Raw genomic sequence first — 13374 nt, 5'->3', positions numbered from 1 at the left:
AATGCTAAAGGATCCTCCGGTGCCTGCCCAGCACCGCCAGCAATCCCCCAGCCATCTAGGGAGTGGCAGGGGGCTGTTCAGCGGCATGCTGGGTTTCGACGACGACCTCCTTCAGGGCCAGGGCGGCGGTGGAGAGTTCGCCATGGGTCAGGATGCCAACGGCGCGCTCGATGGCGGGGGCCTCCAGGGGCAGGCAACAGGCACCAAGCTCCTCCATCTGGGCACGGCACAAGGAGGGAACGGCGCTGACGCCCAGTCCGCTGGCCACCATCCTGCCGACGGTGGCGAGCTGGTGGCTCTCGAAGGCGGTGGCCAGTGCCAGCCCCTCGGCCTCCAGCTGCTGCTCCAGCAGTCGGCGCACCATGGAGGGGCGCTGCAGGGCGATGAAGTCGTGGGTAAGCAGCATCTCCCAGTGAAGTCGGGCGTGCCGGGCGAGCAGCGAGCGGGGCGGCACCACGGCCACGAAGCGGTCATTGAACAGGGGGGTGAAGGCGAGGCTGCCCGTGGCCTCGGGCTCGAAGGCGATCCCCAGCTCCACCTGGCCGTTGCGTACCATGTCGATGACCTGCTCATTGATCACGTCATGCACGGTGATGTTGATGCGCGGATAACGTTGGCGAAATGCCATCAGGGCGGGGGGCAACAGATTGCTGGCGAAGGAGGGCATGGCGGCGACCCCGAGGCGTCCCATCTGCAGGGTGAAGCGCTGGCGCATCAGCTCTTCGGTGTTGTCCCACTCGGCCAGTAACCGCTTGGCCAGCGGGACCAGCGACTCGCCCTCTGGCGTCAGGCGCACACTGCGCGTGGTGCGCGTCAGCAGGCGTCCGCCGAGGCTCTCCTCGAGGCCCTTGATCGCCAGGCTCAGCGCTGGCTGGGAGAGGTGAAGATGCTCGCAGGCCTGTGTAAAACTGAGGGTCTGGGCGACGGCCAGGAAGGCGCGCAGCTGTTTGGCGGTCATGGGTCGGGTATCTGCGAAGTCTATGCGACGAAAGTTAAATTAATAAGTCTTTGCGATCAAATGATAAAAAAAACAAACTTAACAAATATATCCCCTGAGCCAACACTGGGGTTACGACTCTCCACAGACCCGCTATTCTTCCCGGGTACTTTTCAGCCACAACAAATGAGGCGTCCTATGGCCGGATTCGACAAGCGCGTTAACTCCTATGAAGAGGCGATGGCAGGCATCGAGAGTGGCATGACCGTCGCCGCCGGTGGCTTTGGCCTCTGCGGTATTCCCGAGAACCTGATTGCCGAGATCAAGCGTCAAGGTGTAAAGGATTTGACCGTGATCTCCAACAACTGTGGCGTCGATGGCTTCGGCCTGGGGCTGCTGCTCGAGGACAAGCAGATCTCGCGGATCTATGCCTCCTATGTCGGTGAGAATGCGCTGTTCGAACAGCAGATGCTCAACGATGAGATCGAGGTCATCCTGACGCCTCAGGGCACCCTGGCCGAGAAGATGCGCGCCGGCGGCGCGGGCATCCCGGCCTTCTATACCGCCACGGGCTATGGCACGCCGATCGGTGAGGGCAAGGAGGTGCGCGAGTTCAATGGTCGTCCGCATATCCTCGAGGAAGCGTTTCACGCCGACTTCGCCATCATCAAGGGCTGGAAGGCCGACCGTTACGGCAACGTGGTCTACCGGGACACCGCTCAGAACTTCAACCCGCTGGCGGCCACCTGCGGCCGCATCACGGTGGTCGAGGTCGAGGAGATCGTCGAGCCGGGCGAGCTGAAGCCGGACCAGATCCACACCCCGGGGATCTATGTCGACCGTATCATCCAGGGCTCCTTCGAGAAACGCATCGAGAAGCGCACCGTGCGCGAAGCGTGACCCCCGCGCAACGAGCGTATATCACCGACCGTTTCTTATCGAACAAAGAGGCAACAAGATGGCACTGACTCGCGAACAGATGGCAATGCGCGTGGCGCGTGAGCTGGAAGATGGCTTCTACGTCAACCTCGGCATCGGCATTCCCACCCTGGTGGCCAACTATATCCCCGACGGGATCGACGTGATGCTGCAGTCGGAAAATGGCCTGCTCGGCATGGGGCGCTTCCCCGTCGAGGAGGAGGTCGATGCAGACATGATCAACGCCGGCAAGCAGACGGTGACGGCGCGCCCCGGGGCGGCGATCTTCGACTCGGCGGAGTCCTTCGGCATGATCCGTGGCGGTCATGTCGACCTGACCGTGCTGGGCGCCTTCGAGGTCGATCAGAACGGCAACATCGCCTCCTGGATGATCCCCGGCAAGCTGATCAAGGGCATGGGCGGCGCCATGGACCTGGTCGCGGGCGCCGAGAACATCATCTGCACCATGACCCACGCCTCCAAGCATGGCGAGTCCAAGCTGCTCGAGAGCTGCAACCTGCCGCTGACCGGTGCTGGCTGTATCAATCGCGTGCTGACCGATCTCGCCTACCTGGAGATCAAGGATGGCGCCTTCCATCTCAAGGAGCGTGCACCGGGTGTCAGCGTGGAGGAGATCAAGGAGCTGACGGCGGGCAAGCTGGTGGTGCCTGACCATGTTCCGGAAATGACTTTCGACTGAAGCCGATCACTGCCCGACCCCGCCACGGCCCGGACGTTCAGCGTCCGGGCCGTGGCCGTTGATGGGTGGCGATTTTATGACCGTTGCGCCGCAGGTCCGATGGTCCCGGGGCCTGAGGAGAGTGCTTCACAACGTTATCCACAGAAAATGTGGATGAGCTCAGGAGAGTTCACAGCGGGTGTGATGGGGAAGCAGCAGCTCGACCAGGCGCTCCTGATGAGTGGTTACCGACTTCTCGACCAGCGCGATGCCGCCGGTCTCGACCCGATGTTCGTCCCCCTCGGCGAAGGGCAGGTTGCGCGAACCGGAGGGGTAGAAGCGATAGTCGACCATCGGCGAGATGGGGAAGAGGCCATGATGACGGTCACCGGTGCCGGCAAGGCCGGCCTCTTCCATCCCTCGGTGCAGGTCGTCAATCGAGGTGCCGAGACGTTGGCAGTCATAGCCGACGTGATGCACGCGAGGGCCGTTGATGGCCAGTACCGCCGCCAGCGGGTGAGCCTGATGAAGCGCCTGGTAACGTTGCCACTCCGGCATCGGCCAGGGGCGCCCACGGCACAGGCGGTTGGGGCCGCGGTGGGCGGTCTCGGGGGCTCGCTCGACGAGCTCCTCGAGTAGCGCCCTCGGCCGTCTCGACAGGGTGCCGATCTGCAGCTCGGCGACCGCCAGCCATGGCCCCTCCTGAGGCGGCGCCAGTAGATTGACCAGCAACCCTCGATCCGCCATGGCGTGACGATGGCGGATGCGAAAGCCGAAGTGTTCGAGGGATGGCAGCAGGGCTTCCATGCCGTGATGGCGGTGATTGAGGGTCAGCAGGGCGAGATATTCTGCCGAGGCACCGGGGGGCCATAGACGCAGCCCACCGATCTCCGGATGTTGATGAATGAAATCCAGCCATAGCTGCTGAATGAACTCTGCCCTCTGCATCGAACCCGCTTCCCTTGTCGGCATGACTGGCGGGAAGTATAGGCGCCGGCAGAGAAGCGCCTTTCAACGCCTGGACCACGCAGCCGCCGTTGCCCTGGTTCAGTGGGTGGCGGTGGCAGTCAGCAGTTGGTGCTCACGCACGTATTGGTCGAATTCGGAGAAGCCGCCGATGGGTGTGTCATCGAGGAACACCTGAGGCACGGTATGTACGGTCTGGCCCACCTTGGCGCTGAGATCCGCCTTGGTCAGTCCTTCGGAGGGCATATCGACATAGCGATAGCCGTCTATGGCATCGCGTGCCTCGAGACGCTGGGCCAGATCCTTGGCAAAGACGCAGAAGGGGCAGCCTGGGCGGCCATAGATGGTCACGAACATCGAAACTCCTCGGCGCTATCAGCGCGAACATGAATGGAACGGGTCACCATTGTCGACGATCGGTGCGCCCCTGGCCAATAGGCACCGGCAAGCCGTGCCATTGAGAGCGGCTATGGGGGTATTGAAATTGGCCATGGCAAAAGAGCCGTACATTGTTTATGACCCCTATTTATGGCCCGTTAAGTTCACCGGCATCGGCACGCCGTAGCAGATCGCCCAGCTCGGCGTGGATGCCGGGGCTCGAGGCGAGCAGGTTCTCGCCATACAGGGCTTCCGGGATGCCCTCGGGGCAGGGGTAGAGATGACCGACCCGGGCGCCCGCCTCCCTGGCGATCAACCAGCCCGCCGCGAAGTCCCAGGGCGAGACGCTCTCGTAGTAGGCGTCCAGCCGACCGCAGGCCACATCGCATAGATCGAGTGCCGCCGAGCCATTGCGACGCACATCTTGGCACTGCTCCAGCACGGCGCCCAGCCGGCGCATCAGCGGTGGCCGGCTATCACGCCGATAGGGAAAGCCGGTGGCAACCAGGCTGCGGCTCAACTCCCTGCGGCGGCTGGCGTGGATCGGTCGAGCGTTGCACCAGGCCCCCTCGCCGTGAATGGCGGTGAAGGTCTCGCCCAGGAAGGGGGCATGCACAACACCGACACGAAGCGCACCATCCTCCAGCCAGGCGATGGAAACGGCCACATGGGCAAGCCCATGGGCGAAATTGACGGTGCCATCGATGGGGTCGACGACCCATAGCGCCCCCTCGGCCGTCAGTTCGCTGCGCTCGGGAGAGAGCTCTTCGCTGAGGCGGGCCTCCCCGGGGAAGGTGGATTCCAGGCGATCCCGGATATGGCGATCCACCGCCACATCGATATCGGTCACCAGCTCCTCGCCAGCCTTGTATGACTGGCTGAAATCCCGGTCATGACGTGCCTTCTGGATCATCTCGCCCGCCTCCCTGGCGATCTCCAGGGCGTGCTGCAGGCGCTCGTTGTCGGTCATGGTGGATTACCTCGGCTTGAGTGGGTGGCTATCGGGGTGACGTTAGCCTAGCAATTCCATCGACCCTGCGCCGACGCCTGGTTGGGCCCGATGGCCCCCTGGGCCTATACTGGCGCCGATTATCGACATGGAGAGCCCCATGCATGCCCTGACGCCCGAACAGTATCAGCGCCTGCGGCGACTCGCCGAGGCCTGGACCGCCACTCATCTGCGCGAGTCGAAGTCACTGCCCCAGTTCAACCCCCTGCTGGCCGCGGATGCCCTCTGCTTCCAGTGCTATCGTCTCCCCGAGCATGGCGAGCAGCTGGTCGGGGCCCTGGTCACGCCGGTCTCGCTATGGCTGGTGATGCTGCCTGACCGAGCGGATGCCCCCCGGCCCGAGGCGGGTGAGCGCTGCACGCTGACATTGCCCTCGGGTCGCTATCCCATGGAGGCGGTCGCGCTGGGCAATGAGGTCGTCTGCTGGCGCCTGGTGCTGCTCGATGACCTGACCGATGTGGCCTCGCGTCAGGACGCCAGCCGCCTCGCCCAGCGGTTGATGGAGCGTGTCATGACCCGCGAGGCAGCGGCGTCTTCACCGCCCGAGCCGCAGGAGTGACGGCACAGGACGACTGGAGCTGGCGCGGCCTGCCTAGATCCCCTTATGCTGATGATTCTTGTGCTGGTGGCTCCTGAAGAGCCGCTAACCCCCTACATCGTTCGAGCAAGGAGTTGCCCATGTCTGCGTCCGTCACCCCCCGCGTCGCTCTCGTCACCGGTACCAGTAGCGGTATTGGTGAGGCGGTGGTTCGTCATTTCTGCCGCCTGGGCCACCAGGTACTGGCGGTGGACTTCAACCCCGCGGGTCGAGAGGTGGCCGAAGAGGTGGGTGCCAGCTTCTTCCAGGCCGACCTGACCGATGGGGATGCCTGTCGGGCCGCCGTCGCCGAGGCGATAAAGCGCTTCGGCCGCGTCGATATCCTGGTCAACAATGCCGGCGTTCAGCACGTTTCGCCGATCGAGGAGTTCCCCGAGGCGAAGTGGCGTCAGATCATCGACCTGATGCTGACGGCCCCCTTCCTGTTGAGCCAGGCCGTCTGGCCCTCCATGCGCGAGAATGGCTGGGGGCGCATCGTCAATATCGCCTCGGTACACGCCCAGGTGGCATCGCCGGGCAAGTCAGCCTATATCAGCGCCAAGCACGGCATGATCGGCCTGACCAAGACCGCGGCTCTTGAGGGTGGGAGCCAGGGGATTACCGCCAACGCCATCTGTCCCGCCTATGTGAAGACCCCGCTGGTCGACAATCAGATCGCCGACCAGGCGAAGCTGCACGGGATGCAGGAGCAGGAGGTGATCGAACAGATCATGCTCAAGAATGCCGCCGTCAAGCGACTGATCGAGCCCGCCGAGGTGGCCGAGCTGGTGGCCTACCTGGCGTCCGACTCGGCCGGTGCCGTGACCGGTGCCAGCTGGAATATCGATCTGGGGTGGACGGCACAATAAACGGGCTTCGCCCGGAGCTGGAAGCTTATCGGCGCACCGGCCGCTTCTGCAGCTTTCGCTGCAGGGTGCGTCGATGCATGCCCAGGGCCCGGGCGGTGGCGGAGATATTGCCGTCGTGCTCCTGGAGTACCTTCTGGATATGCTCCCAGGCGATGCGGTTGATGGAGGGGGGCTGGTCGGCCACCTCGATCTGCGGGTCGCCATCATCCTTCTCGAAGGCGGCCAGCACCTCGTCGGCATCGGCCGGCTTGCACAGGTAGTTGACCGCCCCCAGCTTGATCGCCTCCACGGCCGTGGCAATGCTGGAGTAGCCCGTGAGGATCACGATGCGGCACTCCGGCACCACTTCCAGCAGTTCCGGAAGCAGCTTGAGTCCGGACTCGTGCTCCAGCTTGAGGTCCAGCGTGGCCAGGGCGGGGCGGTGCTGTCGCGCCAGGGAGAGGGCCTCCTGGGCGTCTCGGGCAACCACCACCTCGTAACCGCGTCGGGTCATGGCGCGGTCAAGCACATGGCAGAACATCTCGTCATCGTCGATGATCAGCAGGCGTTGGGGCGTCTCTTGCATGGGGTTCTCGCTCGGATGGTAGGTGAATTCATTCGGTGCCTGCCGCGCGTGGCAGCACGACCTCGGTCAGGGTGCCACCCTCCGGGTGATTATAGAGGCTGACACCGCCGCCGAAACGGTTGATGGTGGCGTGGGTCAGGAACAGGCCGATGCCCATTCCCTTGCTCTTGGTGGAGACAAAGGTCTCACCCAGCTGGTCGGCGATGGAGAGGGCGACCCCGGGGCCGTGATCGCGAATGTCGACGATCACCTCATCGTCATCCCAGTCGAGGCTGACCGCAATATCGTCGGGGTTGGCATCGGCGGCGTTGTTGAGCAGGTTGATCAGCGCCTGCTCGAGGGTCGTGTCGACGGCCAGCATGGGGCGGCTGCGGTGCTCCGCCACGCTCATCTGGTGGCTGACGTCGGGGCGCAGCACCAGCCAGCGCTGGACCACGCCACCCAGCCACACTTCGGCGTCGGTAATCTGCGGCTTGCCCATGCGACGTCGGTCGGCACTCTCCACCAGCTGCTGGAGTCGTGACTTGCAGGTATCCACCTGCTGGCGCAGCAGCTCGATATCCTGCTGCAGTCTGGGGTGGTCGTCGGCTTCCGCCTCCTCTCGCATTTCGGAAAGCAGTACCGCCATGGTAGAGAGAGGCGTGCCCAGCTCATGGGCGGTGCCGGCGGCCTGAGTGGCCACGGCGATCACCTGTTCATTGCGCAGCGCGGCCTCACGAGTGCGAGACAGCGCCTGCTCCCTGCGGCGCAACGCATGGGCCATCCGGTAGATGAAGAAGGTCACCAGTCCCGCCGACAGGGCGAAGTTGAGCCACATGCCCAGCACATGCAGATTCAACTCCCCACTGGAGCCGTGTCCCCCTCCAAGCTGCGGGACGGGATGATAGAAGGCCAGCAGGGCGCTGTAGCCCAGCATCGAGGTGGCGGCGATGATCCAGGCACAGCGCCAGGGCAGGGTGGCGGCTGCGATGGTGACCGGCACCAGGTAGTAGGTGATGAAGGGATTGCTGGCGCCGCCGGTGAAGTAGAATAGCAGCGTCAGTCCGCCAACATCGGCCAGCAAGTGGAGCAGGTATTCACCGTCGGTAACATCGCGATGACGCCCCAGGCGCCACCAGGTCGCCAGGTTGATCAATGCCATCACCAGTATCACGCTGATCACCGCGGTGACCTCGAGCTCGAAGCCGAGCACCTCGACGCCGAAGATGATGGCCGCTAGAAACCCCGTCCAGGTGATGCCGCGCACGATGGTCAGGCGTACCAGGTTGCGGTTGGGCGTGGAGAGTGGAAGTGGCTGGGTAGCTGGCATGTTGACTCCTTGAGAACCCGGCCATGATAGCGCGGCCGAGTCGATGAGGGGCGCGCTCGGCCTACATTTCACCCTGGCGAGGGCGTAGAATAGGCGCCAAACTCCCCTCTCGACCCGGCATGACCACTCGTCAGGCCTGGGGCGAGTACAAATTGGCGACCTCAACGCATGTCAGACCAGAAACAGGCCCATGAGACCGGGCTTCGACGCACCTTTGCCATCATCTCGCACCCGGATGCGGGCAAGACCACCATCACCGAGAAGATGCTGCTGTTTGGAAATGCCATCCAGATGGCTGGCTCGGTGAAGAGCAAGCGCAACGACCGTCACGCGACCTCCGACTGGATGAAGATGGAGCAGGAGCGTGGCATCTCGGTGACCACCTCGGTGATGCAGTTCCCCTATGGGGGGCGCATCGTCAACCTGCTCGACACGCCAGGCCACGAGGACTTTTCCGAGGACACCTACCGCACCCTGACCGCGGTGGATTCGGCGCTGATGGTGATCGATGGCGCCAAGGGTGTCGAGGCTCGCACCATCAAGCTGATGGAGGTGTGTCGCCTGCGTACCACGCCGATTCTCACCTTCATCAACAAGATGGACCGCGATATTCGCGACCCCATCGAGGTGATGGACGAGGTCGAGACGGTGCTCAACATCCAGTGTGCGCCGATGACCTGGCCCATCGGCATGGGCCGCCACTTCAAGGGGGTCTACCACCTCTACAACGATACGATCCATCTCTACACCCAGGGCCAGGGCAACCGCATTCCCGACGACAAGCGCATCGAGGGGCTCGACAACCCCGAGGTGGATGAGCTGCTCGGCGAGGAGCAGGCCGAGGAGTTGCGCATGGAGGTGGAGCTGGTGCGCGGCGCCTCCCATGAGTTCGATCTGGAGGCCTATCGCCGCGGCGAACTGTCGCCGGTGTACTTCGGTACCGCCATGGGGAACTTCGGCGTACGCGAGATGCTCGATGGCTTCGTCGAATATGCGCCGCCTCCCCAGCCCCGTGAAACCGACGCGCGCATCGTGGAGGCCGAGGACGACCGCTTTACCGGTTTCGTGTTCAAGATTCAGGCCAACATGGATCCCAAGCACCGCGACCGTATCGCCTTCCTGCGCGTCTGTTCGGGGAAGTACGAGAAGAACATGAAGATGCGCCATGTTCGCATCGGCAAGGACGTCAAGATTGCCGATGCGCTGACCTTCATGGCCTCGGATCGCGCCCAGGTGGAGGAGGCCTGGCCGGGTGACATCATCGGCCTGCACAACCACGGCACCATCCAGATCGGTGATACCTTCACCCAGGGTGAGGATATGCGTTTCACCGGCATTCCTCATTTCGCCCCGGAGCTGTTCAAGCGTGTCCAGCTGAAGGACCCGCTGAAGATGAAGGCGCTGCAGAAGGGCCTGCAGCAGCTCTCCGAAGAGGGGGCGACCCAGGTGTTCATGCCGATGGCCAACAACGACCTGATCCTCGGCGCCGTGGGTACCCTGCAGTTCGATGTGGTCGCCCATCGCCTCAAGGAGGAGTACAAGGTCGACTGCGTCTACGAAGGGGTGAATGTCAATACCGCGCGCTGGGTCTACTGTGACGATGCGAAGAAGCTCGAGGAGTTCAAGCGCAAGGCCGGTGCCAATCTGGCCATCGACGGCGGCGGTTACCTGACCTATATCGCCCCCACGCGGGTCAATCTGCAGATGACCCAGGAGCGCTGGCCCGAGATCCGCTTCCAGGCGACCCGGGAGCACTGACAGGGGAGCACTAACAGGTAAGGTGAGTCCGCCAGGAAAGCTGAGTCCGCGGCCATGAACGACAACGCCGACCCAAGACGGGTCGGCGTTGTTGGCTGGAAGACCAGTCGTATGAAAGGTCAATCAGGGTCAGTGCAGGTCAGTCTTCCGGATCGTTGGCGGAGTCCACACCGCTGTTAGGAGCGGTTGTACCTTCCGGCAACACCTTCGAGTCGTTGCCGGTGCCGTCTTCGGGGTCGTTGGCGGAATCAACGCCACTATCCGGGGTAACTTCATCCTCCGATAGCTTCATGGAGTCTGTGCCGCTGGCGGTGCCATCGCCAGGGTCGTTAGCCGAATCCACCCCGCTGTGAGGAGCCATCTCGTCCATGTCCCCCTTTTGATGATCGGCAGCAAGTGCGGTACCTGAACATAGAGCAAGGAACATCATGAGTGCAGTGGTATGTACGATATGCTTCATGCCGTTTCTCCATCTAGGTATGTTGCGTTCCATGCATCTCATATCGAGATGGTGTACACCCCTTAATACGAGAAGATGCATGTTGTGCGGCCTTGTCGACAGCAGTCATCTCGAGCTTTCTATGAGACTGAAGCTTGACCTCAAGCAGTTCCGCAGACCTCCTTCTATTTATCGCCTCATGTCCAACGTAGTACGTTTAAAGGGCTTTTCCCACCCATCTATGTGAGTAAAAGGTGATGAAATGTATCCATTCAGTTTTCATTGCCCCGGGTTGGACCTGTGTCGAGGCGAGGCAGCGGCGCCTGGCCATTCGACACAGGATGAATCGCCCAAACGGAGTCACCAGAGATGCTGGAACAGGCACCTGCTATGCTGATCGACGCTCACTGCCATCTCGATTTCCCCGCCTTCGACGCCGACCGCGACGCCGTGTTCGAGCGGGCGAGGTCCGCGGGGGTGGGGCATTTCGTGGTCCCCGGCACCACCCGGGCACGCTGGGACGCGGTGTTGGCGCTGGGCGGGCGTGACGATGTCAGCGTCTGCCTGGGGTTGCATCCCTACTTTATGGAATCTCACCGTGACGCGGACCTCGATGCCCTGGCCCAGGCGTTGGATGACAACCCTCAGGTGGTGGCGATAGGGGAGTGCGGCATCGACGCCCGTTTCACCGAGACTCTCGAGGCCCAGTGGAAGCTGTTCGATGCTCAGCTCAGGCTGGCCAAGGCGAGGAAGCTGCCGGTGGTGATCCACTGCGTGCAGGCAAACGACAAGGTAGCCAAGCGGCTTCGCCAGCTGGCGCCTCCAGTCGGTGGGCTGATCCATGCCTTCGCCGGCTCCCCCGAACAGGCGAGCCGATTCCTCGAGCTGGGGTTCGTTGTCGGGCTGGGGGGAGCGGTCACCTTCGAACGGGCCAGGCGTCTGCACCGGGCGGTCGGGTCGCTTCCCGATGACGGCTATGTGCTGGAGACCGACAGTCCCGATATGCCCCTGGCCGGCCATCAGGGACAGCGTAACGAGCCGGCCGCCGTCGTTCAGGTCTGTCGTGCGGTGGCGGCGCTGCGCAGCCAGTCGCCGGAGTGCGTGGCGGCTAACAGCACCGCCAATGCCCGCCGCCTGTTTGGGTTATAGGGTGGCCAGGGTTTCCGGATCCAGGCGTTCGACGGGGTAGGGGAGCTTCAGCAGCTTCAGCTTCTGTCCCGCCACACTCAGCGGTCCCATGTCTTCCTTGGTGCTCATCACCACCAGCACCTCGGCCTGGTCGTAGGCGTCACGCTCCGCCGCGAGCACCTCGCCCACCGACTTCTCGCGGCTATCCACTACCGGGCTGCCTATCTCGGGCAAAACCGCTCCCTCGAGCTGGCCGCGCATCGTCCGGCGCTTGACCTGCCCGCGGAAGTGGGCACGCGCCACCACTTCCTGCCCGGTGTAGCAGCCCTTCTTGAAGCTGATGCCGCCCAGCGCCTCCCAGTTGATCATCTGGGGCAGCAGGGCGTCGCGATGCTGGGCGGTCAACCAGGCCAGGCCCGCCTGGATGTCGTGCAGGCACCAGACCGCATTGCCCACCGGCGTGGCCTGGTCGACCAGCCGGCGCCAGATATCGGCGGCGCGATCCGCGGGCAGGAGAGCCAGTAGCCTTTGGCGGGGGCCTGGATGCGCCAGCAGCTGAGTCTCGGCATCGCCGGCCTGGTGCCAGTGGGACGGTGGGGCAACCCCCAGGCGTACCTCGGCCAGCGCGCCGGCCTCCTGGCCGATAAGTCCGATCAGGGCGAGGTCCTGCCGCGTGGCCAGCTCGACCTTGTAGAAGACGGCGAACTTGCGCAGATGCTCCGCCAGGGAGTCGACCAGGTCACGATGCATTATCAGCCGGTAGTGCTCTTCTGCCACGCGCAGCAACTGGGCGTTGGCCAGCATGCGCCCCTTGGGGGTACAGAACATGGTCAGTGGCGCGAAGTGGCCGTCGACCAGGGTGAGCTGAGTGCTCGCCTGGCCCTGCAGGAACTTCTCGGCGTCGGCGCCCTTCACGTCGAGCACACCGAACTGCGCGAGCGGTGTCACCACCGTGCCATCCAGGGCCTGGCGTGCGGGGTCCTGTGTGTCGAAGCTGATTCGGTCGTCGGTGAGCGACTCTGCGCCCAACTCGGAAATCCAGTCGTGCATGCGGGCCTCATCGTGTCAGGGGAATATCGGTATACACCAATACATGTGGGCGGGGGGGCGACATTGCAACCGCTGCTGGCCGGGGTGGCGCATGCTAGAATCCTGGCATTATCCACGCCAGGCAATCCGGGAGTCATGTCATGGCCCATCAATCGCTGAGCTTCGAGGGCGTCACCGACGCCGACCAGGTCAACCGCATCACTACCGCGCTGATGATGCTCGACGGCGTCGAAAGCGCCGAGGTGGGGCGACACGGCGCCGAGGTGGAGGGGCGTGCCCGGCGCGAGGCGCTGATCAAGGCGGTAGAAGCACTCGGGCTTCCCATCCAGGTCAAGTAAGCAGGGAGCAGCGTGCATGAAAAAGACCATTGAGATTCAGAGCGTACGCAACCATATCTTTCGACAGCGGGTAGAGCTCGATGGCTTCGAGGAGCTGTTCGTCGATGTGCCGCGAGCCTTCGGTGGCGAGGGGACCGCCCCCGATCCCCATGACTACTTCGACCTGTCACTGGGAGCCTGCAAGGCGATCACCTCGCTGATGTACGCCCGCCGCAAGGGGTGGTCCCTGGAGGGGATCAGCGTCAAGGTGCATCGTGATGACAGCGAGGAGCGCCACGGCACTTACCGGCTCGATGTCGAGATGCAGTTTCATGGCATCAGCGATCCCGAGCAGGTCGCTCGACTCGAGGAGATCAGCCACAAGTGCCCCATCCATCGGCTGATGACCAGCTCCACGGTGGAAGTGAGCACCCGCGCCGTGACCCTGGCCTGATTCCGGGTCACCCCAGAGCGC

General features: G+C 63.5%; 16 protein-coding genes. 8 read left to right on the top strand and 8 right to left on the bottom strand.

Annotated features, from left to right (window positions below):
* Window positions 1–55 precede the first annotated feature (55 nt).
* Complete coding sequence (locus RM463_RS00710) at window positions 56–958, bottom strand: LysR family transcriptional regulator (RefSeq protein ID WP_311428564.1); 903 nt, start codon at window positions 956–958, stop codon at window positions 56–58.
* Between the two features lie 177 nt (window positions 959–1135).
* On the opposite strand from RM463_RS00710, the gene RM463_RS00705 reads away from it, so the two are divergent.
* Together RM463_RS00705 and RM463_RS00700 are read left to right on the top strand one after the other, a co-directional pair.
* Window positions 1136–1837, top strand: coding sequence for a CoA transferase subunit A (locus tag RM463_RS00705; protein WP_195687089.1), 702 nt, complete (start codon window positions 1136–1138; stop codon window positions 1835–1837).
* Window positions 1838–1895: 58 nt separating this feature from the next.
* Entirely contained in the window at window positions 1896–2555 is a 660-nt protein-coding gene (locus RM463_RS00700) for a CoA transferase subunit B (protein WP_311428563.1), read from the top strand.
* A gap of 159 nt (window positions 2556–2714) precedes the next feature.
* Here the strand turns inward: RM463_RS00700 and RM463_RS00695 are convergent, their stop codons facing one another.
* The 3 genes from RM463_RS00695 to RM463_RS00685 form a co-directional block, all read right to left on the bottom strand.
* Window positions 2715–3482, bottom strand: coding sequence for a DUF1338 family protein (locus tag RM463_RS00695; RefSeq protein WP_311428562.1), 768 nt, complete (start codon window positions 3480–3482; stop codon window positions 2715–2717).
* 99 nt (window positions 3483–3581) lie between these two features.
* A complete protein-coding gene (locus tag RM463_RS00690) occupies window positions 3582–3857 on the bottom strand; it encodes a GrxA family glutaredoxin (RefSeq protein WP_311428561.1) in 276 nt (91 codons plus the stop codon).
* A 169-nt stretch (window positions 3858–4026) separates the two neighbouring features.
* Entirely contained in the window at window positions 4027–4848 is an 822-nt protein-coding gene (locus tag RM463_RS00685; RefSeq protein WP_311428560.1) for an inositol monophosphatase family protein, read from the bottom strand.
* A gap of 139 nt (window positions 4849–4987) precedes the next feature.
* On the opposite strand from RM463_RS00685, the gene hybE reads away from it, so the two are divergent.
* Together hybE and RM463_RS00675 are read left to right on the top strand one after the other, a co-directional pair.
* Window positions 4988–5446, top strand: coding sequence for a [NiFe]-hydrogenase assembly chaperone HybE (hybE, locus tag RM463_RS00680; protein ID WP_311428559.1), 459 nt, complete (start codon window positions 4988–4990; stop codon window positions 5444–5446).
* Window positions 5447–5565: 119 nt separating this feature from the next.
* Window positions 5566–6333 (top strand): 3-hydroxybutyrate dehydrogenase, encoded by a 768-nt coding sequence (locus tag RM463_RS00675; protein ID WP_311428558.1) that lies wholly within the window; start codon window positions 5566–5568, stop codon window positions 6331–6333.
* Window positions 6334–6358: 25 nt separating this feature from the next.
* On the opposite strand, the gene RM463_RS00670 is transcribed toward RM463_RS00675, so the two are convergent.
* Window positions 6359–6898 carry a response regulator transcription factor gene (locus RM463_RS00670; protein WP_311428557.1) on the bottom strand — a complete coding sequence of 180 codons (540 nt, stop codon included), beginning with the start codon at window positions 6896–6898 and terminating at the stop codon, window positions 6359–6361.
* 28 nt (window positions 6899–6926) lie between these two features.
* Window positions 6927–8207, bottom strand: a complete 1281-nt coding sequence (locus RM463_RS00665; protein ID WP_195687081.1) for an ATP-binding protein — start codon at window positions 8205–8207, stop codon at window positions 6927–6929.
* A 168-nt stretch (window positions 8208–8375) separates the two neighbouring features.
* Here RM463_RS00665 and RM463_RS00660 point away from each other — a divergent pair, with 168 nt between their 5' ends.
* Window positions 8376–9965 (top strand): peptide chain release factor 3, encoded by a 1590-nt coding sequence (locus tag RM463_RS00660; RefSeq protein ID WP_311428556.1) that lies wholly within the window; start codon window positions 8376–8378, stop codon window positions 9963–9965.
* Between the two features lie 139 nt (window positions 9966–10104).
* Here the strand turns inward: RM463_RS00660 and RM463_RS00655 are convergent, their stop codons facing one another.
* Window positions 10105–10425, bottom strand: coding sequence for a hypothetical protein (locus RM463_RS00655; protein ID WP_311428555.1), 321 nt, complete (start codon window positions 10423–10425; stop codon window positions 10105–10107).
* A 369-nt stretch (window positions 10426–10794) separates the two neighbouring features.
* On the opposite strand from RM463_RS00655, the gene RM463_RS00650 reads away from it, so the two are divergent.
* Window positions 10795–11553, top strand: a complete 759-nt coding sequence (locus RM463_RS00650; RefSeq protein WP_311429108.1) for a TatD family hydrolase — start codon at window positions 10795–10797, stop codon at window positions 11551–11553.
* Here the strand turns inward: RM463_RS00650 and RM463_RS00645 are convergent.
* Complete coding sequence (locus RM463_RS00645) at window positions 11548–12582, bottom strand: folate-binding protein (RefSeq protein WP_311428554.1); 1035 nt, start codon at window positions 12580–12582, stop codon at window positions 11548–11550. The two genes, RM463_RS00650 and RM463_RS00645, sit on opposite strands and share 6 nt — an antisense overlap.
* A gap of 140 nt (window positions 12583–12722) precedes the next feature.
* Here RM463_RS00645 and RM463_RS00640 point away from each other — a divergent pair, with 140 nt between their 5' ends.
* Complete coding sequence (locus RM463_RS00640) at window positions 12723–12920, top strand: hypothetical protein (protein WP_195687076.1); 198 nt, start codon at window positions 12723–12725, stop codon at window positions 12918–12920.
* Between the two features lie 16 nt (window positions 12921–12936).
* On the top strand, window positions 12937–13353 hold the full coding sequence (locus RM463_RS00635; protein WP_311428553.1) for an OsmC family protein: 417 nt from the start codon (window positions 12937–12939) through the stop codon (window positions 13351–13353).
* Window positions 13354–13374: the final 21 nt, after the last annotated feature.

It is taken from the genome of Halomonas sp. LES1, from assembly GCF_031846005.1.
Lineage (GTDB): Bacteria > Pseudomonadota > Gammaproteobacteria > Pseudomonadales > Halomonadaceae > Halomonas.
This window is presented reverse-complemented; position numbering and strand designations above follow the sequence as displayed.